The following is a 26,174-nucleotide window of genomic DNA, read 5'->3' as shown; positions in this document are numbered from 1 at the left end:
GGTGGGCGTGTGCCTGGCGTGCCGCCGCTTCAGCCGGTCGACGTCTGTCCGGCATGCCGCCGTGTCAGCCGGTGGGCGTGTGCCTGGCGTGCCGCCGCGTCAGCCGGTCAGCGTCTGCCCGTACGACCTCATCGGTCCCGCCCCGCTGCCCCGGCGGACCTCGAGACCGGGCAGTCCCGCCCGCCCCAGCACCCAACTCGCGCCGTCCAGAGCCTTGGCGGCCTGTTTGAGGGGTGCCAGCGACGTGGCCGCCTGCCGGTGGTCGAGCACGCTGCCTGGCGCGCACAGCACCGTGGCCAGGGACAGCGTGACGGCCCGGCCGCCCGCCGCCCAGGGAGTGTCGAGCACCGCGGCGGCCAGGGGGTCGAGGATCTCGGGGTCGGCGAGGACCAGGAAGTCGTCGCCCCCGATGTGCCCCACCAGCGTCGCCCCGGATGCCGAGTGCTGGAGCATCCGTCCCACCGACCGGATCAGCTCGTCGCCGGCGGCGAACCCCGCTCCGTCGTTGACCTGCTTGAAGTGGTCGATGTCCAGCCAGGTCAGCGCGAACGTCCGGCCGTCCGCGATCCGCCGGTCCACCTCCCCGGTGATGGTGTCCGAACCGGGCAGCCGGGTCAGCGGGTTGAGTCCGGCCGCCTCCTCGACCCGGCTCTCCGACAGCGCCCGTACGAGGTCCGCGAGGCGGACGACACCCACACACCGTCCGTACCGGTCGACGACCGCGACATCGTCGGAGGTGCGGTCCCGGTCCCCGTCCGCGACCACGTCGAGCACTTCCCACGCCGTGGCGTCGATGCCGACGGTCCGCGGGGCGTCACCCAGTTTGGCCGCCGGTCTGTCGGCGTACAGCGCGTGTCCGTAGCGACCGGACATCGACAACAGGAAGCGTGACCGGTGCACCGAGCGGACCGGTGTCCCGAACGGGTCCACCAGCAGGACACCGGACACGTCGGGCGACCCGGTGAGCAGGGCTCTGACCTCTCCGGCCGACGCGGTCGCGGGGAGCAGCGCGGCCGGACGGACGAACTGCCCCACGGACGGCCCGGACCGGGGCGCGTCGCGGACACCGGGCGACAGCGCCGGAACGTATACGTCCGCCGACGGCCGGCGGGCGGGCGGAGCGAACAGATCACCCTGCGCGAGCTGCGCGCCCGCCGACACCGCGGCGGCACAGTGCAGTTCCGTCTCCACACCTTCGACGGACAGCAGCGCGCCGAGCTGTTCGCACAGCGTCCGCATCGCGCGCACCGCCGCGGGCCGCGTCAGCAGGGACACATCGAGCTTCATCAGCTCCGGGGCGAGATCGGTGAGCAGGCGCAGCGGTACGTCTCCGTCGCCGATCCCGTCCGCACAGATCCGGAAGCCCTCGCCACGCACCGCGGCCACCGCCTCCAGCAGGGCGCGCTGCGGCACGTGTGTGTACGGCGGGACGATGTCGACGGTGACCTCGCAGGGCAGCCGCCCGGCTTCGCGGACCTCGCTGCGCAGCGCGGAGAGCCGGCCGAGGTCCGCGAGCGTCCCGGCGAACACGTTCACGTGCAGGGGCAGCAGCGTCTCCCTGCGGGCGGCGGCCCGGATGGCCAACGCGGCCAGCCGGCCGTCCAGTTCGGGGTCGCGGCGGGCCCGCGCCAGGATGTCGCCCGACTCCGGCCGGGCGAGTGACTCCAGCGCCGCGATCCCTCCGGTCGTCAGATTGACGACCGGTTGGAAGGCGAAACGGACCATATCCGTCCAGGAGGGCACAACAGCATGGTCTCGCCAACGGCGTACGCCGGTGGGCGATTCACGAGGTGTTCACGCAGGATTCCGGGGTCGTCACAGAAGGTAGGGATGAGGGGCCCCGTGCCGTGCCAACCGTTCGGCCGTGTCGGGCCGGAGAGTTGTGGGGCCTGTGCCTCGAGGCGCTCCAGGGGCCGTCACCGGGCTACCGGACGGCCACGACCGAGGAGCCGTGTCCGAACAGCCCCTGGTTCGCGGTGATCCCCACTCGTGCCCCGGGGACCTGCCGGGCGCCGGCGGCCTCGCGCAACTGCCAGGTCAGCTCGCACACCTGGGCTATGGCCTGCGCGGGGACGGCCTCTCCGAAGGAGGCGAGCCCGCCGCTGACGTTCACCGGTATGCGTCCGCCGAGTGCCGTGGCGCCTTCCCGCAGGAGTTTGGAGGCCTCGCCCTCCCCGCAGAGGCCGAGATCCTCGTACCACTGCAATTCCAGCGCGGTCGACAGGTCGTAGACCTCGGCGAAGGAGAGATCCTCGGGCCCGATACCCGCCTCCTCGAAGGCCGCTCGGGCGATGGAGGCCCGGAAGGTCTCCGGGGCGGGTTCCACGGCGACCGCCGAGTCCGTGGCGATGTCCGGCAGATCCAGCACCGTGTTCGGATAGCGCGGCGACACGGTCGACACCGCGCGGATCCGCACAGGCTCCGCGATTCCGTGCCGACGGGCGAAGTCCGTCCCCGCCAGCACCACGGCGGCGCCGCCGTCCGAGGTCGCGCAGATGTCGAGCAGCCGCAGCGGATCGGCGACCACGGCGGACGCGGCCACGTCCTCGGCCGTGACCGCCTTGCGGTACCGGGCGTTGGGGTTGAGCGCGCCGAGGGCCGCGTTCTTCACCTTGACCTGGGCGAAGTCCTCCGGAGTGTCGCCGTAGAGAGCCATCCGGCGTCTGGCGTACAGCCCGAAGTACGTCGGATTCGTGGCCCCGAGGACCCGGAAGCGCAGCCAGTCGGGATCGTCCGGCCGGTCCCCGCCCGCGGGCCGGAAGAACCCTTTGGGCGCCGCGTCCGCGCCCACCACGAGGACCACCTCGGCGAGGCCCGAGAGGATCTGCGCGCGTGCCGTGCCGAGTGCCTGGGCCCCGGAGGCGCAGGCCGCGTACACGCTCGTCACGCGCGCTCCCTGCCATCCGAGCGCCTTCGCGAACGTCGCTCCCGCCACATACCCCGGATAGCCCCCGCGCACGGTGGACGCGCCCACCACGGAGTCGACGTCCCGCCACCCGATCCCCGCGTCGCCCAGTGCCGCGCGCGCCGCGGCCACCCCGTACTCGGTGAAGGGGCGCCCCCACTTGCCCCACGGGTGCATGCCCACACCGAGCACCGCCACATCACCGGTCATGCCCTCGTCCCCCGTCCGCCCCGAGCCCTCCATGCCGTGCCCTTCATGCCGTCACCCCTGTCGGCCGCCAGTGCCACGTCGTCCAGGTCGTCTCCTCGTCCTCGTGCAGCACGCCGGGGACGACCTCCACCTCCATGCCCACCGCCAGGTCGGCGACGGTGATCCCGGGAACCGCCTGGCCGAGCACCACGAGGCGCTCGGATGGCAGTTCCACAGCGATCAACGCGTACGGCTGCCACGAGAGTTCCGGATCGGTCACATAGGGTGACGGAGGGCGGTACCGGCTGTCGGTGTACGACCAGACGCGTCCTCGGGGCGACAGGGGCACCTCCGTCAACTCGTCGCCCGCGCACCCCGGATTGCGGCAGTGGGCGTCCTCGCGCGGGAAGAACACCGAGGCGCACGCCGAGCACCGCGTGCCCAGCAGGCGGAAGCCGTTCCCTTCACCCGTGAACCACCCGGCGACGACAGGCGTGCGTGTGCGCGACACGGTTCCTCCACGGCACTGGATCTGACGGAACGTCAGAAGTGTGCCACGGGTGACGGGAATTGGGCAGGGCGCCCATGCGCCCGTCCGAGCCCGTTCCGTCCGCCGGATCGTCCCGTACCGACCCGAAGACGGCCGTCCGGTGATGCACTACAGTCCGCGGCGTGTCCGAAACCCCGCACCCGCCCGCCGACTTCGCGCCCGACTCGCACTGTTCGAGCTGCGGCGCCCCCTACGGAGAGGGCGTCTCCGGCTGGCCCCGCACCTGCGCCGCCTGCGGCAGGGTCGCCTACCGCAATCCACTGCCGGTCGCGGTCGCCTTGCAGCCCGTCCACGACGACCGGGGGGCCGCCCTTGTCGTCATCACCCGGACCATCGCACCCGCGCGCGGGGGTGTGGCCCTGCCCGGAGGGTTCATCGACCACCGGGAGGACTGGAGACAGGCCGTCGTGCGTGAACTCAAGGAGGAGACGGGCATCGACGCTGCGAGCAGGGACGTGCGGCTCGCCGACGCGATGAGTTCCCCCGCGGGCCATCTGCTGCTCTTCGGGCTCCTCCCGGAGCGCTCCGCCGCCGAACTCCCGCCGTCGGCCGCCACCGATGAGACCGAAGGCTGGCATCTGCTGCGGCGGCCGGCCGAACTCGCCTTCCCGCTGCACACCCTGGCGGCCCGCGCCTGGTTCGAGGGGCGATACGTCTGACCGTCAGGGGCTGGGCGTCCCCAGCCCCCGCACCCGCACGCGATACGACGGCTCCAGCAGACCGCCAGGGCCGGCCCGACGCACCACCACCTCGTCCCCGTCCCAACGGGACACAAGGCGCTCGGCCTCCGGCTCCTCCCAACCGTCGCCCGGGTCAGGCACGACGAGACCGCCCCCGGTGCCTCCCGGCGCGGGCGCCCACACCTCCAGCTCCACAGCTCCGTCACCACCGCGCACGGGCAGGACGGCACCCGCCCGCACGAACACCGGAATCCGCGACAGCGGGGCGTCGACCACCACCTGCGCCGGCCCCTCGTACGCCTCCCCGGTGGCCGTGTCGTACCAGCGCCCCCGCGGCAGCTGCACCGTCCGACGGGTCGCACCCGGGTCCAGCACCGGGGCCACCAGGAGGCTGTCGCCGAGCAGGAAGGCGTCCTCGCAGTCGCGCAGCGCCCGGTCCTCGGGGCTGCCCCACCACAGGGGCCGCACGTAAGGGGCCCCCGTACGGCGTGCCGTGTGCGCCAGCGTCATGAAGTACGGCAGCAGCCGCCGCCGTTCCACGAGAGCCACGCGCGCGTGCTCCAGCACCTCGTCACCGAACTCCCAGGGCTCCCTGCGCCCGGCCCGCAGACTCGCGTGCGTCCGGAACAGCGGGAGGTACGCCCCGAGCTGGAACCACCGCAGATACAGCTCGGGCGACGGGCTGCCGTCGAAGCCGCCCACGTCGGGCCCCGAATAGGGCACCCCGCACAGCCCAAGGCCCAGCACCAGGGACAGCGACACCCGCAACCCGGGCCAGCCCGTGGCCACGTCACCGGACCACGTCCCCGCGTAGCGCTGGAGACCGGCCCACCCCGAGCGCGAGAACAGGAACGGACGCTCCAGGGGCGCGAGTTCACGCAGCCCCTCGTACGCGGCCCGGGCCATGCCCAGCGCGTACACGTTGTGCGCCTCGCGGTGGTCCCCGCCCCGGCCGTCCAGGCAGTGCCGGGCCGAACGCGGCAGCGTCGGCTCCCCGAAGGCCGTGAACGACGTCGGCTCGTTCATGTCGTGCCAGAACCCGGCGAACCCCTGCGCGAGCCGCTCCTCGTAGAGCCTGCCCCACCACGCCCGCGCGCGCGGGTCCGTGAAGTCCGGGTGGACGGTCTCCCCGGGCCAGACGACGCCCCGCACGAGGTGTCCCGAGGCGTCCCGCACGAAGACGTCCTCGGCGAGACCGCTGTCGTACACCGTGTTGCCCGGCTCCGCCTTGACCGCCGGGTCGACGATCGACACCAGCCGGATTCCGTCCCGCCGCAGCTCCTCGGCGAGCAGCGGGAGCTTGGGGAACCGCTCGCGGTCGACGGTGAACACCTGGTGGGCGTCGTAGTGGTCGATGTCCAGATGCACGGCGTCCAGGGGCAGGTCCCGTTCCTGATAGCCCGCGACGATCCGCCGCACCTCCTGCTCGCTGCCGAAGCCCCACCGCGCGTGCTGATACCCGAGCGCCCAAGCCGGCGGGAGTGCCGCGGCACCGGTCAGCGACGCCCAGGAATGCAGCACGCGCGCGGGAGTGCCCACCATCACCCAGCAGCGCAGCGGACCGCCGTCCATGCGCAGCTCGCACGATCCGGCCCTGTCGTGCCCCGAGCCCGCACCCTCCTTGCCCTCGCGCAGGGCCACGGTGCCGTCCCACGACGTGTCGTGGAACACGAGATGCGTGCCCGCGTCGGCGACGACCATCTGCACGGGCATCGTGAGGTACAGCGGGTCGTCGCCCGGCCCGAAGGCCTGTCCGGGATCCGTGTTCCACAGCCGGTACGTCCCCTCGCGCAGCCGGAGCCCGGACGCGCGTCCTCCCAGGCCGAAGAACCGGGCGTCCGCGGCCACTTCGGAACGCTGCATCCAGCGCGCCGCGCCGCCGTCGACGGGCTCCCACCAGCGGGGCGGCAGATCCCGGCGCAGGACCACTCCGCCGGGCGTGAGGACCTGGACCGCGCCGTGCCGCGAGACCGCGACCGTGACCCGCTCGGCCACGACCCGCCAGCCGCCGTCCTTGTCCGGCTCCAGGACGGCCCGCGGGTCCGGGTCGGGGCAGCGGCCCGCGAGGGCGTACGACGGCTCGGGCGCGACCGCGTCCCAGCCCCAGAAGACAGCCCCGCCCACCGTGACCGTGATCCGCAGTTCCGAGCGCGTGAACCGGACGACCCCGCCACCGGGGCCCGGCTCCACGCCGAGCACGGGACCTGGCACCCTCGCCCGCTCGGCCCCCCGCTGCGGCAGCCCGGCGGCGTCGGCACGCCGCCTGCGCCACGCGGCTCGCACTGTGAGCAACCCCTGAGTGGTACCCCCCGAGCCGACCGCTTTCACCGAACGCACCAGGTCACGACCGTCCATGCTGCTCACCCTGCCACTACCGGCGCCCGTTGAGTGTGTCGTTCAACTGCCGTTCACCTGTTGCGACGCCACATCTTCATGTCGCCGACTATGTGCGGTGTGCCCTGGTAAAGAAGTCGATCACATGGCATCGTCCGTGTCAGCCGCGTGACGCGCACACCCCCGCTCGTGCGCGACCGACGCACACGACGCGCACAGTCCGGGAGCCGCCCCATGTCCACCACGAACCCCTCACCGCTCTGGCAGCCCACCGCCGAGGGCATCGCCCAGGCGCGGGTCACGAAGTTCCAGGCCTGGGCGGCCGAACGGCACGGAGCGCCGGCCGACGGAGGCTACGCGGCGCTGCACCGCTGGTCGGTCGACGAACTCGACACGTTCTGGAAAGCCGTCACCGAGTGGTTCGACGTACGGTTCTCGACCCCCTACGCGCGCGTGCTCGGCGATCGCGCCATGCCCGGAGCCGAGTGGTTCCCCGGAGGGACCCTCAACTACGCGGAGCACGCCCTGCGTGCCACGGACACCCGCGCGGACGAACCGGCCCTCCTGTATGTCGACGAGACCCACGACTCCGTCCCCGTGACCTGGTCCGAGCTGCGCGGCCAGGTCGGCTCCCTGGCCGCCGCGCTCCGCGCCCTCGGCGTACGCCCGGGTGACCGGGTCAGCGGCTATCTCCCGAACATCCCGCAGGCGGTGGTCGCCCTGCTGGCCACGGCCGCCGTGGGCGGCGTCTGGACGTCCTGCGCCCCCGACTTCGGCGCCCGCAGCGTCCTCGACCGCTTCCAGCAGGTCGAACCCGTGGTCCTGTTCGCCGTCGACGGCTACCGCTACGGCGGCAAGGAGCACGACCGCCGCGACACGGTCGCCGAGCTGCGCCGTGAACTGCCCACCCTGAACGCCGTCGTGCACATCCCGCTGCTGGGCACCGAGGCACCCGAGGGCGCCCTGGAGTGGTCGGCGCTGACGTCCGCCGACACGGAGCCCGTCTTCGAGCAGGTCCCCTTCGACCACCCGTTGTGGGTGCTCTACTCGTCGGGCACGACCGGTCTCCCCAAGGCCATCGTCCAGTCCCAGGGCGGCATCCTGGTCGAGCACCTCAAGCAGCTCGGCCTGCACTGCGACCTGGGCCCCGAGGATCGTTTCTTCTGGTACACGTCCACCGGCTGGATGATGTGGAACTTCCTCGTCTCCGGCCTCCTCACGGGCACCACCATCGTGCTGTACGACGGCAGCCCCGGGTATCCGGACACGGGCGCCCAGTGGCGCATCGCCGAACGCACCGGAGCGACCCTCTTCGGCACATCCGCCGCGTACGTGATGGCCTGCCGCAAGGCGGACGTCCACCCCGGGCGGGACTTCGACCTCAGCCGCGTGCGATGCGTCGCCACGACCGGCTCGCCCCTGCCGCCCGACGGATTCCGCTGGCTGCACGACGAGGTCCGCGAGGACCTGTGGATCGCCTCCGTCAGCGGCGGCACCGACGTGTGCTCCTGCTTCGCCGGGGCGGTACCCACACTCCCGGTCCACATCGGCGAACTCCAGGCCGCCGGCCTCGGCACGGACCTCCAGTCCTGGGACGCCGGCGGAAAGCCCCTGATCGACGAGGTCGGTGAGCTGGTTGTCACCAACCCCATGCCGTCCATGCCCATCCGCTTCTGGAACGACCCCGACGGCAGCCGCTACCACGACAGCTACTTCGACACGTACCCCGGAGTGTGGCGTCACGGCGACTGGATCACCGTCACCTCACGAGGCTCGGTCGTCATCCACGGGCGCTCCGATTCCACGCTCAACCGCCAGGGCGTGCGCATGGGCTCGGCCGACATCTACGAAGCGGTCGAACGCCTCCCGGAGATCAAGGAGTCGCTCGTCATCGGTGTCGAACAGCCCGACGGCGGCTACTGGATGCCGCTGTTCGTCCACCTCGCCCCGGGAGCCGTCCTGGACGAGGACCTGCTGAAGCGCATCAAGGGGACCATCCGTGAACAGCTCTCCCCGCGCCACGTTCCCGACGAGGTCATCCAAGTACCCGGCGTGCCCCACACACTGACCGGCAAGCGCATCGAGGTGCCCGTCAAGCGCCTTCTCCAGGGCGCCTCCATGGAGAAGGCCGTCAACGTGGGCTCCGTGGACAACGTGGAACTCCTGCGTTTCTACGAGAAGCTGGCCCGCGAGCGCGGCTGATCAGCCTCCGTAGGTGGCCTCCGACTCGCCGAGCACGGCGGCGAAGTCGGAGGCCAGGCGTACGGCATCGGCGGGCGTGAGGTCCGTCACCGAGATCCGCACGCCGGGCGCGGCCGAGATCCGGAAGCGTGCGCCCGCAGCCACCCACCATCCGTACGAACGCAGTCCGTTGACCACCGCCGACTCGTCCCGCACGGGTACCCAGACGTTCATTCCGCTCACCCCTTGAGCCTTCGTGCCGCGCTCGGTGAGCTCGCGGATCAGCGCTGTCCTGCGCAGCGCGTACGTCCTCTCGGCGTCCGCCACCAACGCGCGCGTGCCCTCGTCCGTCATCAGCCCGTACACGGTCTCCTGGAGCAGATGGCTGACCCAGCCCGACGTCAGCAGCAGCCGGCCGTCGTGACGGGCCAGTGTCGTCGGATCGCAGGCCGCGGCGGCCCACCGCAGGTCGGTCCCCAGGAACTTGCTCACCGTGCGCACATGGACCCAGCGGTTCAGACCGCCCGAGGTGAGCGTGCGCAGCGGCGCGCCGGCGACGGAGGACGCGTGATCGTTCTCCACGACCAGTACCTCCGGTGCCTCCCGCAGCACGTCGACGAGCACGTCCCGCCGTTCCACGGAGAAGCCGCCCCCACAGGGGTTCTGCGCTCGCGGACTGCACACGACCGCGCGCACCCCTGCCCGTAGTGCCGTCCGCAGGGCGTCCGGGCGGATGCCCAGGTCGTCCACCGCGACCGGAACCGTGCGCAGGCCCAGCGCCGTGACCAGGTCCAGCAGATGGTGGTAGCCGGGATCCTCCATGGCGACCGCGTCCCCCGGACGCAGTTCCACCGAGAGCAGCCGCCCGATCAGGTCCAGCGCGCCATGAGCGAACGTCACATGCTCCACGGGGACCCCATCCGGCTCCAGCCAGGAGCGGACGGCCTCCTCCAGCCGTGCCAGCCTCGGTGTGGAGCGATGGGAGCGCGCGCCGGGGGAGAGCCGTGACGGCGGCACCAGCAGCGGGAGCAGGGCGGGATCCGGGTGCCCGCCCGCGAGATCGCGCAGGCCGGCGGGCACCCGCGGTGGCCGCCGCGACGCCACCGCGGGCGCGGCGGCCACCACCGTCCCGCCACGCCCCCGGGTCACGACGATCGCGCGCTGCCGCAGTTCCTTGTACGCCGTCGCGACCGTCCCGGGGCTCACCCCGAGCCGGTCGGCCAGGGCGCGCACCGCGGGCAGTGCCGTGCCCGGCTCCAACGCGCCCTCGGCCACGCCGCGTTCGACGGACGCGGCAATTCCCTTGGCGGTCGTACCACTGATCGAATATTGTGCTGCCACGTTGCTGAGTATGTATCAATACATAATGGGAAGCAAGGGGGAGCAGTGATTCCGACCCACCGCGCAGCCGCATGGGCGACACGCATACCAGGAGGCCCCGACGGCCGGAGAATGCTCGGGATCGCCCTGGTCGACCGCATCGGCAGCGGCCTGTGGGCGGCCGTCTCCGTCCTGTACTTCACCTACGTCACCGGCCTCTCCGTCGCACAGATCGGCACCCTCGTGGCCGCTGCCGGAGCGGTCGGCATCGCGGGCGCACCCCTCGGCGGGCGCATCGCCGACCGCCTGCCGCTCACCCGGGTCCTGATCGCCCTCCAACTGCTGCGGGCCCTCTCCTCCTTCGCCCTGCTGACCACCGACAACTACGCCCTCCTCCTGGCGTTCTCCGCCGTGGGCAGCTTCGGGGACCGCGCCGCGAACGTCCTCACCAAGCTCTACGCCACCCGCGTCTCGGGACCCAAACGCGTCCGCTACCAAGCCCTCAACCGCACCGTCGCCAACGCCGGCTGGGCCCTGGGCGGCCTCGTCGCGGCAGGGGCTCTCACCCTCGGCACCACCGCCGCCTACCAATGGCTGCTCGCGGGCGACGCCCTCTCGTTCGTCGCCGTCGCCCTCGCGACCGCCCGCTGCGGCGAACCACCCTCGGCCACGCGCACCGTCGCGACGTCGAAGGCTCCCGTCCCCGCGGCGCGCCCCGAGAGCCCCTGGCGCGACCGCACCTACCTCGCCTACGTCGCCACCGAGACCGTCCTCTTCCTCGACGACGCCGTGTTCAAGGTCGGGCTGCCCCTGTGCATAGCCCACTCCGACCGAGCCCCCCACGGCCTCGCGCCGCTCCTGATGGTCCTGAACAACGTGATGGTCGTGACCCTCCAGGTCCCCCTGGCCCGATTCGGCGTCGGCACGGCCGCGGCACGCGCCCTCCTCGTCCCGCTCTCCGCCTCCTTCGCCCTCGGCGGCGCGGCCATGGCACTGTCCGCCACCGGCGAGGTCGTCACCGTTACCCTCCTGCTGACCGCGGCAGCCGCCCTCTTCACGGTCGCGGAGATGCTCCACGCCACCGTCTCCTGGGAACTCTCCGTCGCCCTCGCCCCGGACACAGCACAGGGCGCCTACCTCGGCGTCCACGGACTCGCGCAGGCCGTCCAGCGCAGCGCCGGACCACTCGCCGTCACAGCCGCCATCGCCGCGGGCCCGCTCGGATGGACCCTCTTCGGTGCCGTCACCGCCACGACCTGCATCTTTCAGCACCGCCTCGTGCGCAACCGGCTCACGCACCCCGCGTTGTCAGTGCCCCCGGTTACTGTGAGTGAGCATTGATCGACTGCGCACAGGGGGAAACATGGGACACACCCGGCACCAGACCATGCGACGCGTGCTGCGCCGCGAAATCGCCGGCACCATCGGCCTGCTGACCGACGAACAGGACTTCCGGGCGATGCGGCGATACCGCAGCTTCGCCTTCGCCGACCATACGACCTATCTCCAGCAGGTCGAGACACTGCTCAGGACACTCGCGGCCCAGGGCAGCCACACCACGGTGGCACTCTTCGACCCCGAGGAATACGCGGAATTCTGCGCCGAGAGCGGCCTGGAACCCGACACCCCGGCCAGCCGGACCCGCTTCACCGCCCAACTGGCGGCGACCGGCCCCACCATCCCCTACGACGGACAGCCCCTCGGCCAATTGGTCCCCGACCTCGTCGACGAAGCGGTCCGCCGGGCCACCTGGGAATACGCGACCACGCTCCTCGCCCGCATCGGCACCTGCGCGACCTGCGGCGAGGACATCGGCCGCACCTCCTTCATCCGCGCCGCCCATCTGCTCACCAGGGTCGTCGACACAGCGAGCCCGGGAGAACTCCACCTCGTGTGCAGCGTCTCGTCCGCCCCCGACACGCTCGTCGCCGTACTGCGGACAGAAGGACGCACCGAAGGCACGACCGGCCTCGACGAATCCGAAGCCCTCGAATTCACCACCGTCCTCGCCCTCGGAATCGCCACCCGGAGCGCCTGCGGACTCGTCATGCGCACCACCGCACCCGGCACCACCGACCGTGTCTACGGATGGCGCCTGCGCGGCGAGGACCTCGAACCCCTCACCGCTGGGGAGGTCTTCGACGCCTACTGCACCGACCTCGATTCCGGGGACCTCGTCTCCCCGGAATCAGGCGTCGACTACTGCGTACCGCCCGACCTCGAAGAGGAGGGCAGGGGAACGGGGCACACGCACTGAACGCGGAAGGGGGCGTCCCATCCGCAGATGGAACGCCCCTCCGTACCGCCAACCGCTTGGCCCGCCCACGAGCCGTCCGGCTACTCGCCGGACAGCACCGCCTGAGCCGCGGTGCGCGCCTCTTCCGCCGTGTCCGCGGCACGCGCGGCCGAGGCCGCCCGCTCGCACTGCGCCAGCGTGTACTTCGCCAGAGTCGCCCGCACATAGGGAATCGACGCGGCACCCATCGACAGGGAGGTGACGCCCAGACCGGTCAGCACACACGCCAGCAGCGGGTCCGACGCGGCCTCACCGCAGACGCCACAGCTCTTGCCCTCGGCCTTCGCCGCCTCGGCGGACAGCGCCACCAGGTCGAGCAGAGCCGGCTGCCACGGGTCCTGGAGCCGGGACACCGCGCCCACCTGCCGGTCGGCCGCGAACGTGTACTGCGCGAGGTCGTTGGTGCCCAGGGACAGGAACTCGACCTCCTGAAGAATCGACCGCGCCCGCAGCGCGGCCGACGGGATCTCCACCATCGCGCCGAACTTCGCCCGCAGCCCGGCCTCACGGCACGCGTCGGCGAACGCCTTGGCGTCCGTCCGGTCCGCGACCATCGGGGCCATCACCTCGAGATAGACCGGCAGTCCCTCCGAGGCCTTCGCGAGGGCGGTCAGCTGCGTGCGCAGCACATCGGGGTGGTCCAGCAGCGACCGAAGGCCCCGCACGCCGAGCGCCGGGTTCGGCTCGTCGGCCGGTGTGAGGAAGTCCAGCGGCTTGTCGGCACCGGCGTCCAGGACCCGCACCACCACCCGGCCCTCGGGGAAGGCCTCGAGCACCTGACGGTACGCCTCGACCTGCTTCTCCTCGGACGGCGCCTGCTTGCTGTCGTCCAGGAAAAGGAACTCGGTACGGAACAGACCGACGCCCTCGGCACCGGCCTCCAGCGCCGCCGGTACGTCCGCCGGGCCGCCGACGTTGGCCAGCAGCGGCACCTTGTGCCCGTCGGAGGTGGCACCCGGGCCGGTCGTGGCGGACAGCGCCGCCTTGCGCTCGGCCGCCGCGGCCGCCAGCTGCGCCTTCTTCTCGGCGCTCGGCTCCACGAAGATCTCGCCCGTGCTGCCGTCGACCGCGACGACCGTGCCCTCGGCGAGCTCACCCGCGCCGGGCAGTGCCACGACGGCCGGTACCCCAAGGGCGCGAGCGAGGATCGCGCTGTGGCTGGTCGGCCCGCCCTCCTCGGTGACGAAGCCGAGGACGAGGGTCGGGTCCAGCAGTGCCGTGTCGGCGGGCGCGAGGTCACGCGCGATCAGCACATAGGGCTCGTCGCTGTCCGGGACACCGGGCATGGGCACGCCGAGCAGCCGGGCGACGATGCGGTTCCGCACGTCGTCGAGGTCGGCCACGCGTCCGGCGAGGTACTCACCCGCGCCGGCCAGCAGTGCGCGGTACGCGGCGAGTGCGTCGTAGACCGCGCGCTCGGCCGTGCTGCCGACGGCGATCCGCCGGTTCACGTCAGCGGTCAGCTCGGGGTCCTGGGCCATCATGGCCTGGGCCTCGAGAACGGCCTGGGCCTCGCCGCCGGCCAGATTGCCACGTGCAATCAGGTCGGCCGCCACGTCCTCGACGGCCTTGCGGGCGCGTGCCTGTTCGCGGGCCGCGTCCTCCGGGGGAATCTGCTTGGCAGGCGGTTCGAGAACCGCCGTTCCCATGTGCCGAACCTCGCCGATCGCCACACCGTGGCTCACGCCGACGCCTCGCAGCGTTGTCTCCATCTCACCCGTCTCCGAATAGTGCGGCGGGGACCGCCGCCGTGATCCTTGTCGAACGCGCCGTCCAGGACAGCGTCGGTGTCACTGCCAGCCGAAGAGCGCGTCGCCGGCCTTGACCTCGCCGGCCTCGACGACGTCCGAGAGGGAGTCCGCCGTGGCTTCGAGGGCCACGACCGGGCAGACCGGGGACTTGCCGGCCGCCTCGACGGCGGCGGGGTTCCACCGCACGATGCTCTGGCCGCGCGTCACGGTGTCCCCCTTGTTGACGAGCAGCTCAAAGCCCTCGCCGTTCAGCTGAACCGTGTCGATACCGAGGTGCGTGAGCACGCCGTGGCCTTCACCGTCGACGACGACGAACGCGTGCGGGTGCAGGGAGACGATGACTCCGTCCACGGGAGCGACAGCCTCCGAGGGCTCACGCTCGGGGTCGATCGCCGTGCCGGGGCCGACCATCGCGCCGGAGAACACGGGGTCCGGTACCGCGGCGAGTCCGATGGCGCGTCCTGCAAGAGGGGACGTCACGGTGGTCATGGAATGCCTCCGAGGGGGGTGGAGATCTATACGGGCCGTCACTGCCTGTCCCGGACAGGACACTGCTGAGCAGGGTATGTCATATGAAGTGCCGGTTCCGCGCGAGAGATCCCGGTTGGCGCCGTAGAGGACAGGGCAAACGATTTGCGCCCGCTCCCGCACCCCATGTAGAGTCGTACTCCTGCTTGAGGCTGAGCGGCGTGACCAAGGCGTCGTTGCCCGGCAGCACCCAACTTGTCAGATCCTATCTCGGGGTCGCCTTCCGCATGTCTGCGGGCCGGTGGTCAGCGAGACAGAAAAGGACTGGTAGAGTTTGGACTCGCCGGAAAGGGAAACGCGAAAGCGGAAACCTGGAAAGCACCGAGGAAATCGGATACGGAAACGGTCTGATAGAGTCGGAAACGCAAGACCGAAGGGAAGCGCCCGGAGGAAAGCCCGAGAGGGTGAGTACAAAGGAAGCGTCCGTTCCTTGAGAACTCAACAGCGTGCCAAAAATCAACGCCAGATATGTTGATACCCCGTCTCCGGCCGATCGGTCGGGGCGAGGTTCCTTTGAAAAAGTCCTGCCCCTTTGGGGTAGGCGCACAGCGAGGACGCTGTGAACCGAGGGATTATTCCTCCCTCTGGTTCCGCTCTCGTGGTGTCGTCCCGATTACGGGAAAACATTCACGGAGAGTTTGATCCTGGCTCAGGACGAACGCTGGCGGCGTGCTTAACACATGCAAGTCGAACGATGAACCACTTCGGTGGGGATTAGTGGCGAACGGGTGAGTAACACGTGGGCAATCTGCCCTTCACTCTGGGACAAGCCCTGGAAACGGGGTCTAATACCGGATAACACTCCTGCCCGCATGGGTGGGGGTTAAAAGCTCCGGCGGTGAAGGATGAGCCCGCGGCCTATCAGCTTGTTGGTGAGGTAGTGGCTCACCAAGGCGACGACGGGTAGCCGGCCTGAGAGGGCGACCGGCCACACTGGGACTGAGACACGGCCCAGACTCCTACGGGAGGCAGCAGTGGGGAATATTGCACAATGGGCGAAAGCCTGATGCAGCGACGCCGCGTGAGGGATGACGGCCTTCGGGTTGTAAACCTCTTTCAGCAGGGAAGAAGCGAAAGTGACGGTACCTGCAGAAGAAGCGCCGGCTAACTACGTGCCAGCAGCCGCGGTAATACGTAGGGCGCAAGCGTTGTCCGGAATTATTGGGCGTAAAGAGCTCGTAGGCGGCTTGTCACGTCGGGTGTGAAAGCCCGGGGCTTAACCCCGGGTCTGCATTCGATACGGGCTAGCTAGAGTGTGGTAGGGGAGATCGGAATTCCTGGTGTAGCGGTGAAATGCGCAGATATCAGGAGGAACACCGGTGGCGAAGGCGGATCTCTGGGCCATTACTGACGCTGAGGAGCGAAAGCGTGGGGAGCGAACAGGATTAGATACCCTGGTAGTCCACGCCGTAAACGGTGGGAACTAGGTGTTGGCGACATTCCACGTCGTCGGTGCCGCAGCTAACGCATTAAGTTCCCCGCCTGGGGAGTACGGCCGCAAGGCTAAAACTCAAAGGAATTGACGGGGGCCCGCACAAGCAGCGGAGCATGTGGCTTAATTCGACGCAACGCGAAGAACCTTACCAAGGCTTGACATACACCGGAAAGCATTAGAGATAGTGCCCCCCTTGTGGTCGGTGTACAGGTGGTGCATGGCTGTCGTCAGCTCGTGTCGTGAGATGTTGGGTTAAGTCCCGCAACGAGCGCAACCCTTGTTCTGTGTTGCCAGCATGCCCTTCGGGGTGATGGGGACTCACAGGAGACTGCCGGGGTCAACTCGGAGGAAGGTGGGGACGACGTCAAGTCATCATGCCCCTTATGTCTTGGGCTGCACACGTGCTACAATGGCAGGTACAAAGAGCTGCGAAGCCGTGAGGCGGAGCGAATCTCAAAAAGCCTGTCTCAGTTCGGATTGGGGTCTGCAACTCGACCCCATGAAGTCGGAGTTGCTAGTAATCGCAGATCAGCATTGCTGCGGTGAATACGTTCCCGGGCCTTGTACACACCGCCCGTCACGTCACGAAAGTCGGTAACACCCGAAGCCGGTGGCCCAACCCCTTGTGGGAGGGAGCTGTCGAAGGTGGGACTGGCGATTGGGACGAAGTCGTAACAAGGTAGCCGTACCGGAAGGTGCGGCTGGATCACCTCCTTTCTAAGGAGCACTTCTTACCGAGTTCGCTCGGTCAGAGGCCAGTACATCGGCGAATGTTCGATGCTGGTTGCTCATGGGTGGAACGTTGATTATTCGGCACTTTCAGTCATCTCGGGCTGCCAGTACTGCTCTTCGGAGCGTGGAAAGCTGATCACGAGTGGCGAGGGTGTCGGGCACGCTGTTGGGTGTCTGAAGGTACGGCCGAATCGGCTGCCTTCAGTGCCGGCCCCAGTGAACTCCGGTGGTAACCGGGGGTGATGGGTGGTTGGTCGTTGTTTGAGAACTGCACAGTGGACGCGAGCATCTGTGGCCAAGTTTTTAAGGGCGCACGGTGGATGCCTTGGCACCAGGAACCGATGAAGGACGTGGGAGGCCACGATAGTCCCCGGGGAGCCGTCAACCAGGCTTTGATCCGGGGGTTTCCGAATGGGGAAACCCGGCAGTCGTCATGGGCTGTCACCCATACCTGAACACATAGGGTATGTGGAGGGAACGCGGGGAAGTGAAACATCTCAGTACCCGCAGGAAGAGAAAACAACCGTGATTCCGGGAGTAGTGGCGAGCGAAACCGGATGAGGCCAAACCTCAAGCGTGTGAGACCCGGCAGGGGTTGCGCTTGGGGGGTTGTGGGATCTCTCTTTCACAGTCTGCCGGCTGTGAGGCGAGTCAGAAACCGTTTATGTAGGCGAAGGACATGCGAAAGGTCCGGCGTAGAGGGTAAGACCCCCGTAGTCGAAACATCAACGGCTCGTTTGAGAGACACCCAAGTAGCACGGGGCCCGAGAAATCCCGTGTGAATCTGGCGGGACCACCCGCTAAGCCTAAATATTCCCTGGTGACCGATAGCGGATAGTACCGTGAGGGAATGGTGAAAAGTACCGCGGGAGCGGAGTGAAATAGTACCTGAAACCGTGTGCCTACAAGCCGTGGGAGCGTCGGGCAAGCACTTGTGCTTGCCTCGTGACTGCGTGCCTTTTGAAGAATGAGCCTGCGAGTTTGCGGTGCGTTGCGAGGTTAACCCGTGTGGGGAAGCCGTAGCGAAAGCGAGTCCGAATAGGGCGATTCAGTAGCGCGCTCAAGACCCGAAGCGGAGTGATCTAGCCATGGGCAGGTTGAAGCGGCTGTAAGAGGTCGTGGAGGACCGAACCCACCAGGGTTGAAAACCTGGGGGATGACCTGTGGTTAGGGGTGAAAGGCCAATCAAACTCCGTGATAGCTGGTTCTCCCCGAAATGCATTTAGGTGCAGCGTCGTGTGTTTCTTGCCGGAGGTAGAGCACTGGATAGGCGATGGGCCCTACCGGGTTACTGACCTTAGCCAAACTCCGAATGCCGGTAAGTGAGAGCGCGGCAGTGAGACTGTGGGGGATAAGCTCCATGGTCGAGAGGGAAACAGCCCAGAGCATCGACTAAGGCCCCTAAGCGTACGCTAAGTGGGAAAGGATGTGGAGTCGCAGAGACAACCAGGAGGTTGGCTTAGAAGCAGCCACCCTTGAAAGAGTGCGTAATAGCTCACTGGTCTAGTGATTCCGCGCCGACAATGTAGCGGGGCTCAAGCGTACCGCCGAAGTCGTGTCATTGCAGCAATAGGGCCAACGCCCGCTGTGATGGGTAGGGGAGCGTCGTGTGCCGGGTGAAGCCGCGCCGGAAGGCAGTGGTGGACGGTTCACGAGTGAGAATGCAGGCATGAGTAGCGATACACACGTGAGAAACGTGTGCGCCGATTGACTAAGGGTTCCTGGGTCAAGCTGATCTGCCCAGGGTAAGTCGGGACCTAAGGCGAGGCCGACAGGCGTAGTCGATGGATAACCGGTTGATATTCCGGTACCCGCTGTGAAGCGTCAAACATCGAACCAGGCGATGCTAAGTCCGTGAAGCCGCCCCGGAGCCTTCGGGCAAAGGGGAGTGGTGGAGCCGACGGACCAGACCTGTAGTAGGTGAGTGATGGGGTGACGCAGGAAGGTAGTCCATCCCGGGCGGTGGTTGTCCCGGGGTAAGGGTGTAGGCCGTGTGATAGGCAAATCCGTCACACATTAAGGCTGAGACCCGATGCCGAGCCGATTGTGGTGAAGTGGATGATCCTATGCTGTCGAGAAAAGCCTCTAGCGAGTTTCATGGCGGCCCGTACCCTAAACCGACTCAGGTGGTCAGGTAGAGAATACCGAGGCGTTCGGGTGAACTATGGTTAAGGAACTCGGCAAAATGCCCCCGTAACTTCGGGAGAAGGGGGGCCATCACTGGTGATTGGATTTACTCCATGAGCTGGGGGTGGCCGCAGAGACCAGCGAGAAGCGACTGTTTACTAAAAACACAGGTCCGTGCGAAGCCGTAAGGCGATGTATACGGACTGACGCCTGCCCGGTGCTGGAACGTTAAGGGGACCGGTTAGTCAAGATTCGTCTTGGCGAAGCTGAGAACTTAAGCGCCAGTAAACGGCGGTGGTAACTATAACCATCCTAAGGTAGCGAAATTCCTTGTCGGGTAAGTTCCGACCTGCACGAATGGCGTAACGACTTCTCGACTGTCTCAACCATAGGCCCGGTGAAATTGCACTACGAGTAAAGATGCTCGTTTCGCGCAGCAGGACGGAAAGACCCCGGGACCTTTACTACAGTTTGATATTGGTGTTCGGTTCGGCTTGTGTAGGATAGCTGGGAGACTGTGAAGCTCGGACGCCAGTTCGGGTGGAGTCGTCGTTGAAATACCAGTCTGGTCGTGCTGGATGTCTAACCTGGGTCCGTGATCCGGATCAGGGACAGTGTCTGATGGGTAGTTTAACTGGGGCGGTTGCCTCCTAAAGAGTAACGGAGGCGCCCAAAGGTTCCCTCAGCCTGGTTGGCAATCAGGTGTTGAGTGTAAGTGCACAAGGGAGCTTGACTGTGAGACCGACGGGTCGAGCAGGGACGAAAGTCGGGACTAGTGATCCGGCGGTGGCTTGTGGAAGCGCCGTCGCTCAACGGATAAAAGGTACCCCGGGGATAACAGGCTGATCTTCCCCAAGAGTCCATATCGACGGGATGGTTTGGCACCTCGATGTCGGCTCGTCGCATCCTGGGGCTGGAGTCGGTCCCAAGGGTTGGGCTGTTCGCCCATTAAAGCGGTACGCGAGCTGGGTTTAGAACGTCGTGAGACAGTTCGGTCCCTATCCGCTGTGCGCGTAGGAATATTGAGAAGGGCTGTCCCTAGTACGAGAGGACCGGGACGGACGAACCTCTGGTGTGCCAGTTGTCCTGCCAAGGGCATGGCTGGTTGGCTACGTTCGGGAGGGATAACCGCTGAAAGCATCTAAGCGGGAAGCCTGCTTCAAGATGAGTATTCCCACCCCCTTGAGGGGTTAAGGCTCCCAGTAGACGACTGGGTTGATAGGCCAGATCTGGAAGCCCGGTAACGGGTGGAGGTGACTGGTACTAATAGGCCGAGGGCTTGTCCTCAGTTGCTCGCGTCCACTGTGTTGGTTCTGAAACCACGAACAACCCCACGTTTGTCACAGAGCGTGGTGCGGTTGACAGTTTCATAGAGTTTCGGTGGTCATAGCGTGAGGGAAACGCCCGGTTACATTCCGAACCCGGAAGCTAAGCCTCACAGCGCCGATGGTACTGCAGGGGGGACCCTGTGGGAGAGTAGGACGCCGCCGAACAATTATTAGAGCTCCGGCTCTCGGGAATTATCCCGAGAGCCGGAGCTTTTTTGTTTTTCGGCAGGATTTTCCCGGTGCTGTGCCCGATCTCGCCTCCCCCTCTGCGCTGTGACGCCAGGGCTGCGGGTAAGGTCAGGGGGCATCGTTGGCTCGTTTCCCACAGGAGGCCCCCGGGTGGAGGTCCAGGAGACCCGCGTTCAGACGAACCGGGTCCTCACCATCCCGAACATCCTCAGCATGGCCCGGCTCGCCGGCGTCCCCATCTTCCTGTGGTTGATCCTCAGGCCGGAGTTCGGCGGTCCCAACAGCGACGGCTGGGCGCTGCTCATCCTCATGCTGAGCGGCATCAGCGACTATCTCGACGGCAAGCTCGCCCGACGCTGGAACCAGATCAGCAGCCTCGGCCGGCTCCTGGATCCCGCGGCCGACCGCCTCTACATTCTGTCGACGCTCGTCGGACTCACCTGGCGCGAGATTCTTCCGATCTGGCTCACGGCCGCACTTCTCGCACGTGAGCTGGTCCTGCTGGTGATGGTGTGGATCCTCCGGCGCCACGGCTATCCGCCGCCGCAGGTGAACTTCCTCGGGAAGGCAGCCACCTTCAACCTGATGTACGCCTTCCCGCTGCTGTTGCTGAGCGACGCCAGCGGCTGGATCGCGACACTCGGCGCTATTTTCGGATGGGCGTTCGCAGGGTGGGGTACAACGCTGTATTGGTGGGCAGGAGTCCTCTACGTGGTGCAGGTCCGCCGGCTGATCCGAGCGGACACCATGGCCGAATGAGCTCGGCCCGATTGGGCGGCTGTAGTGCCCCGATGGCCCCCGCTCCAAAACTGCGGGACAATCAGGACGGGTGAAGTCGGCTGTACCGTCGTCTCTTCAAGGAGGACGCTTCCGACATGAAGGCCGTCGTGATGGCCGGAGGCGAAGGCACACGCCTTCGTCCGATGACCTCGAGCATGCCCAAGCCGCTCCTGCCCGTGGCGAACCGCCCGATCATGGAGCACGTGCTCAGGCTGCTCAAAAGGCATGGGCTCAACGAAACCGTCGTCACTGTCCAGTTCTTGGCCTCCCTGGTCAAGAACTACTTCGGTGACGGTGAAGAGCTCGGCATGGAGCTCACCTATGCCAATGAGGAGAAGCCCCTCGGTACCGCCGGCAGCGTCAAGAACGCCGAGGAGGCGTTGAAGGACGATGCCTTCCTCGTCATCTCCGGTGACGCGCTTACCGACTTCGATCTCACCGAACTCATCAACTTCCACAAGGAAAAGGGCGCGCTCGTCACCGTCTGTCTGACGCGCGTTCCCAATCCGCTGGAATTCGGCATCACCATCGTGGACGAGGAAGGCAAGGTCGAACGCTTCCTGGAGAAGCCGACCTGGGGCCAGGTCTTCTCGGACACGGTGAACACGGGCATCTACGTCATGGAGCCCGAGGTCTTCGACTACGTCGAGGCCGATGTGTCCGTCGACTGGTCCGGCGACGTCTTCCCTCAGCTGATGAAGGAAGGCAAGCCCGTCTTCGGCTATATCGCCGAGGGCTACTGGGAGGACGTCGGCACCCACGAGAGCTATGTGAAGGCCCAGGCCGACGTGCTCGAGGGCAAGGTCGACGTGGAACTCGACGGGTTCGAGCTCTCCCCGGGCGTCTGGGTGGCCGAGGGCGCGGAGGTGCACCCCGACGCGGTCCTGCGCGGGCCGCTGTACATCGGTGACTACGCCAAGGTCGAGGCGAACGCCGAGATCCGCGAACACACCGTCATCGGCTCCAACGTCGTGGTCAAGAGCGGGGCGTTCCTGCACCGGGCCGTCGTGCACGACAACGTGTACATCGGCCCGCACAGCAATCTGCGCGGCTGTGTGATCGGAAAGAACACCGACATCATGAGGGCCGCCCGCATCGAGGACGGCGCGGTGATCGGCGACGAGTGCCTCGTCGGTGAAGAATCGATCATCCAGGGCAACGTCCGCGTCTATCCGTTCAAGACCATCGAGGCCGGCGCCTTCGTCAACACCTCGGTGATCTGGGAGTCGCGCGGGCAGGCCCATCTCTTCGGCGCGCGCGGTGTCTCCGGGATCCTGAACGTCGAGATCACCCCGGAGCTGGCGGTGCGTCTGGCCGGTGCCTACGCGACGACCCTCAAGAAGGGCTCGACCGTCACCACGGCCCGCGACCACTCCCGAGGCGCTCGCGCGCTGAAGCGGGCGGTGATCTCCGCGTTGCAGGCCAGCGCCATCGACGTACGCGACCTGGAGAACGTACCGCTGCCCGTGGCCCGGCAGCAGACGGCCCGAGGGAGCGCCGGCGGAATCATGATCCGGACGACACCGGGTGTGCCCGACTCCGTCGACATCATGTTCTTCGACGGGCAGGGCGCCGACCTCTCGCAGGGCGGCCAGCGGAAGCTGGACCGGGTGTTCGCGCGCCAGGAGTACCGGCGTGCCTTCCCCGGTGAGATCGGGGACCTGCACTTCCCGGCGAGCGTCTTCGACTCGTACACCGGATCGCTGCTGCGCAATGTCGACACCACCGGGATCGCCGAGTCCGGCCTGAAGGTGGTCGTCGACGCCTCGAACGGCAGTGCCGGACTGGTGCTGCCCAGCCTGCTGGGCAAGCTCGGCGTGGACTCCCTGGTCATCAATCCCGGTCTCGACGAGTCCAGGCCCACCGAGACGGTGGAGTCCCGGCGGGCCGGGCTGGTGCGGCTGGGCGAGATCGTCGCGTCCGCACGTGCCGCGTTCGGGGTGCGCTTCGACCCCGTGGGCGAGCGGCTCTCGCTGGTCGACGAGAAGGGGCGGATCGTCGAGGACGACCGGGCCCTGCTCGTGATGCTCGACCTGGTGGCCGCGGAGCGGCGCAGCGGTCGGGTGGCGCTGCCGGTCACGACCACGCGGATCGCCGAACAGGTGGCCGCGTACCACGGCACGCAGGTGGAGTGGACGACCACGTCGCCCGACGACCTGACCAGGGTCGGCCGGGAGGAGGCGACGATCTTCGGCGGCGACGCGCGCGGCGGCTTCATCATTCCCGAGTTCAGCGGTGTCTTCGACGGTGCGGCCGCGTTCGTACGGCTCATCGGTCTGGTGGCAAGGACCCAGCTCACGCTCAGCCAGATCGACGCGCGGATTCCACGTGCGCATGTCCTCAAGCGGGACCTGGCGACTCCGTGGGCCGTCAAGGGCCTGGTGATGCGCCGGGTCGTGGAGGAGGCGGGAGACCGTTTCGTGGACACGACCGACGGTGTCCGTGTGGTGGAGACGGACGGACGCTGGGTGATGGTGCTGCCGGACCCCGCCGAGGCCGTGACCCATCTGTGGGCCGAGGGCCCGGACGACGCCTCGGCGGAGGCCCTGCTCGATGAGTGGTCGGCCGTGGTGGACAGCGCCGGCCGCTGAAACGATCTTCACTCGTACGTGTCGGACAGGTGCCCTCCAGGGGCCCTGTCCGATACGTGGGTGGGGCCATTCGGAGGTAGCACCGGCGACGTGCGACGATGTGCGGCATGCCGCAGCAGCCCCCCGTTCGGAGCAGTGCTCCGCGCCCGTCGCGCCCGGACGCCTCCATGTCGCTGCTCACCAACGTCATGGACCACAGTCTCGACGAGGGCTACGCCGAAGCGGCGGCCCGCAGAGAGGCCGAGGGCGCCGGCGGCATGCCGAAGACGCTCCGTGCCAAGGCCGCTCTCGCGGCGGGTCTGGTGCTGGCCGCGCTCGTGGTCACCGTGGGGGCGGCGAACGCGCGGCTGGCGGCGCCCGTCGTCGCCAAGGAGCGCCAGGAGCTCATCGACCGCATCGGGCGCGAGACGACGGCCGCGGACAAGCTGGAGAGCGGCGTCGACACCCTGCGCGCCGATGTGAGCGCCCGCCAGCGCGCAGCGCTGAAGAAGGGCGGCGGTGCGCAGGCCGATCTCGTGAGCCTTCTGTCCGGCGCCACCGACGTGCACGGACCGGGTGTGAGGCTCGTCGTCAACGACGCCAAGGAAGCCAGCACGGGCGGTGACGGCACCAACAACCCGAGGGAGACCTCAGGATTCTCCGACACCGGACGGGTGCGGGACCGTGACATGCAGCGCGTGGTCAACGGTCTGTGGGAGTCGGGGGCCGAGGCCATCTCCGTCAACGGACGGCGGCTGACCGCCCTGTCCGCGATCAGGGCCGCGGGGGACGCGATACTGGTCGACAACAAGCCGCTGGTGCCGCCGTACACGGTGCTGGCGGTGGGGGACGGCCAACGGCTCAGCACCAGGTTCCAGAACAGCGCCGACGGGCTCTATCTGCATGCGTTGCAGGAGAACTACGGCATCAGGACCAGCATTTCCGCCGAGGGGGACCTCCGGTTGTCCGCGGCACCGAGTGTGATCGTACGTACAGCAGAGCCGAGCACAGAGAAGGGCACACCGTGATCGCCGTACTGGGCCTCGTCGTGGGAGTCGTGGCTGGACTGTTGGTCCGGCCCGAGGTTCCGGCGGTTGTCGAGCCTTACCTTCCGATCGCCGTCGTGGCGGCGCTCGACGCCGTGTTCGGCGGTCTGCGCGCGATGCTCGACGGCATCTTCGACGACAAGGTCTTCGTCGTCTCGTTCCTGTCGAACGTGGTCGTGGCCGCGCTGATCGTCTTCCTCGGTGACAAGTTGGGCGTGGGGGCCCAGCTGTCCACGGGTGTCGTGGTCGTCCTCGGCATCCGGATCTTCTCCAACGCCGCGGCCATCCGCCGGCACGTGTTCCGGGCGTGAGGCCGATGAGCGACGAGAACGAGAACGAGAACGAGAAGGAAGCCGGGACGCCCGAGAACCCGCTGCGCAGAGAGCTGCCGGAAGAGGTCCCCGCGGCCCAGCAGGAGCCCGGGCCGCAGCCGGCCGAAGAAGAGGACACGCCCTCGCTCTCGGGCCGTCAGAGGCTGGTCAAGGGGTTGTGGCCGCCGCGGATATCGCGTGCCCAACTCATCGTCGCGGTGCTGCTGTTCGGCCTCGGTTTCGGCCTGGCCGTCCAGGTGGCGTCCAACAGCGACGGCGACAGCGCGCTGCGCGGCGCACGTCAGGAAGATCTCGTACGCATTCTCGATGAACTCGACAGCCGCACTCAGCGTCTTGAGGACGAGAAGCAGGGTCTCGAGGATCAGCGCACCGAGCTGGAGAACAGCTCGAACCAGGCCGAGGAGGCCCGTAAGCAGACGGTCGAGAAGGAGAAGCAACTCGGCATCCTGGCGGGCACCGTGGCCGCCCAGGGCCCCGGCATCACTCTGACGATCGACGACGCGAAGGGGACGGTCAAGGCGGACATGCTGCTCGACGCCATCCAGGAGCTGCGCGCCGCCGGTGCGGAGGCGATCCAGGTGAACGGTGTGCGCGTGGTCGCCAGTACCTATCTGTCCGACTCCGGGAGCGGAGTGAAGGTGGACGGGAACAAGATCACCCAGCCCTATCGTTTCAAGGTCATCGGCAAGCCGCAGGACCTGGAGCCGGCGCTGAACATTCCGGGAGGCGTGGTGCAGACACTGGAGAAGGAGCAGGCCACCGTCACGGTGGACCGCTCCACGAAGATCGTCGTAGATGCCTTGCGACCGCCGGAGCGGCCTGACTACGCTCGGTCGTCCTCCCGGTGAACGGCGGTCGGATGGGGGCCGTCGGGCGAGGGCAGGAGGTTGCGGGGGGTCGG

Annotated in this window: 16 protein-coding genes and 3 rRNA genes; 12 read left to right on the top strand and 7 right to left on the bottom strand. The window is 67.9% G+C overall.

The annotated features are described in order from the left end of the window. Positions 1 to 99: 99 nt before the first annotated feature. The 3 genes from WJM95_RS04135 to WJM95_RS04125 all read right to left on the bottom strand — a co-directional run bounded on the left by WJM95_RS04135 (position 100) and on the right by WJM95_RS04125 (position 3,605). The gene (locus WJM95_RS04135) at positions 100 to 1,743 is read right to left on the bottom strand and encodes a GGDEF domain-containing protein (protein WP_339128092.1); all 1,644 of its coding nucleotides are present in this window, start codon (positions 1,741 to 1,743) and stop codon (positions 100 to 102) included. Between the two features lie 181 nt (positions 1,744 to 1,924). Next, positions 1,925 to 3,115, bottom strand: a complete 1,191-nt coding sequence (locus WJM95_RS04130) for a lipid-transfer protein (RefSeq protein ID WP_339128091.1) — start codon at positions 3,113 to 3,115, stop codon at positions 1,925 to 1,927. Between the two features lie 43 nt (positions 3,116 to 3,158). Then, positions 3,159 to 3,605: a zinc ribbon domain-containing protein gene (locus WJM95_RS04125; protein ID WP_339128090.1), complete on the bottom strand. Its 447-nt coding sequence runs from the start codon at positions 3,603 to 3,605 to the stop codon at positions 3,159 to 3,161. Positions 3,606 to 3,766: 161 nt separating this feature from the next. On the opposite strand from WJM95_RS04125, the gene WJM95_RS04120 reads away from it, so the two are divergent. Beyond that, a complete protein-coding gene (locus WJM95_RS04120) occupies positions 3,767 to 4,303 on the top strand; it encodes an NUDIX domain-containing protein (RefSeq protein WP_339128089.1) in 537 nt (178 codons plus the stop codon). Between the two features lie 3 nt (positions 4,304 to 4,306). On the opposite strand, the gene WJM95_RS04115 is transcribed toward WJM95_RS04120, so the two are convergent. Next, positions 4,307 to 6,679 carry a TIM-barrel domain-containing protein gene (locus WJM95_RS04115; RefSeq protein ID WP_339128088.1) on the bottom strand — a complete coding sequence of 791 codons (2,373 nt, stop codon included), beginning with the start codon at positions 6,677 to 6,679 and terminating at the stop codon, positions 4,307 to 4,309. 213 nt (positions 6,680 to 6,892) lie between these two features. Between WJM95_RS04115 and WJM95_RS04110 the strand changes: the two genes are divergently transcribed. Then, positions 6,893 to 8,860, top strand: coding sequence for an acetoacetate--CoA ligase (locus WJM95_RS04110; protein WP_339128087.1), 1,968 nt, complete (start codon positions 6,893 to 6,895; stop codon positions 8,858 to 8,860). On the opposite strand, the gene WJM95_RS04105 is transcribed toward WJM95_RS04110, so the two are convergent. Next, on the bottom strand, positions 8,861 to 10,180 hold the full coding sequence (locus tag WJM95_RS04105; RefSeq protein ID WP_339128086.1) for an aminotransferase class I/II-fold pyridoxal phosphate-dependent enzyme: 1,320 nt from the start codon (positions 10,178 to 10,180) through the stop codon (positions 8,861 to 8,863). Positions 10,181 to 10,291: 111 nt separating this feature from the next. Here WJM95_RS04105 and WJM95_RS04100 point away from each other — a divergent pair, with 111 nt between their 5' ends. Both WJM95_RS04100 and WJM95_RS04095 read left to right on the top strand, forming a co-directional pair. After that, the gene (locus tag WJM95_RS04100; protein ID WP_339128085.1) at positions 10,292 to 11,500 is read left to right on the top strand and encodes an MFS transporter; all 1,209 of its coding nucleotides are present in this window, start codon (positions 10,292 to 10,294) and stop codon (positions 11,498 to 11,500) included. Positions 11,501 to 11,522: 22 nt separating this feature from the next. Then, positions 11,523 to 12,416: a hypothetical protein gene (locus tag WJM95_RS04095; RefSeq protein ID WP_339128084.1), complete on the top strand. Its 894-nt coding sequence runs from the start codon at positions 11,523 to 11,525 to the stop codon at positions 12,414 to 12,416. Between the two features lie 80 nt (positions 12,417 to 12,496). Here WJM95_RS04095 and ptsP read toward each other — a convergent pair whose 3' ends face one another. Both ptsP and WJM95_RS04085 read right to left on the bottom strand, forming a co-directional pair. Then, on the bottom strand, positions 12,497 to 14,167 hold the full coding sequence (gene ptsP, locus WJM95_RS04090) for a phosphoenolpyruvate--protein phosphotransferase (RefSeq protein WP_339128083.1): 1,671 nt from the start codon (positions 14,165 to 14,167) through the stop codon (positions 12,497 to 12,499). Positions 14,168 to 14,245: 78 nt separating this feature from the next. Further along, entirely contained in the window at positions 14,246 to 14,695 is a 450-nt protein-coding gene (locus tag WJM95_RS04085) for a PTS glucose transporter subunit IIA (protein ID WP_339128082.1), read from the bottom strand. 665 nt (positions 14,696 to 15,360) lie between these two features. Between WJM95_RS04085 and WJM95_RS04080 the strand changes: the two genes are divergently transcribed. From WJM95_RS04080 to WJM95_RS04045, 8 genes are all read left to right on the top strand, one after another. Beyond that, positions 15,361 to 16,886 (top strand): 16S ribosomal RNA (locus WJM95_RS04080). A gap of 308 nt (positions 16,887 to 17,194) precedes the next feature. After that, positions 17,195 to 20,315, top strand: a 23S ribosomal RNA gene (locus WJM95_RS04075). Positions 20,316 to 20,404: 89 nt separating this feature from the next. Next, positions 20,405 to 20,521: ribosomal RNA gene (gene rrf / locus WJM95_RS04070) — 5S ribosomal RNA — on the top strand. Together the 16S, 23S and 5S rRNA genes form the textbook arrangement of a ribosomal RNA operon. 174 nt (positions 20,522 to 20,695) lie before the next feature. Further along, a complete protein-coding gene (locus WJM95_RS04065) occupies positions 20,696 to 21,304 on the top strand; it encodes a CDP-alcohol phosphatidyltransferase family protein (protein ID WP_339128081.1) in 609 nt (202 codons plus the stop codon). Between the two features lie 116 nt (positions 21,305 to 21,420). After that, positions 21,421 to 23,916 (top strand): mannose-1-phosphate guanyltransferase, encoded by a 2,496-nt coding sequence (locus WJM95_RS04060; protein WP_339128080.1) that lies wholly within the window; start codon positions 21,421 to 21,423, stop codon positions 23,914 to 23,916. A gap of 98 nt (positions 23,917 to 24,014) precedes the next feature. After that, positions 24,015 to 24,923 (top strand): DUF881 domain-containing protein, encoded by a 909-nt coding sequence (locus tag WJM95_RS04055; RefSeq protein ID WP_339128079.1) that lies wholly within the window; start codon positions 24,015 to 24,017, stop codon positions 24,921 to 24,923. After that, a complete protein-coding gene (locus WJM95_RS04050) occupies positions 24,920 to 25,252 on the top strand; it encodes a small basic family protein (protein WP_003988855.1) in 333 nt (110 codons plus the stop codon). The genes WJM95_RS04055 and WJM95_RS04050 overlap by 4 nt, the downstream gene beginning before the upstream one ends. 5 nt (positions 25,253 to 25,257) lie before the next feature. Then, complete coding sequence (locus WJM95_RS04045; RefSeq protein WP_339128078.1) at positions 25,258 to 26,121, top strand: DUF881 domain-containing protein; 864 nt, start codon at positions 25,258 to 25,260, stop codon at positions 26,119 to 26,121. Positions 26,122 to 26,174: the final 53 nt, after the last annotated feature.

It is taken from the genome of Streptomyces sp. f51 (assembly GCF_037940415.1).
Taxonomy (GTDB): Bacteria; Actinomycetota; Actinomycetes; order Streptomycetales; family Streptomycetaceae; genus Streptomyces.
The sequence above is the reverse complement of the archived record's forward strand: the minus strand, read 5'-3'. Positions and strand labels throughout refer to the sequence as shown.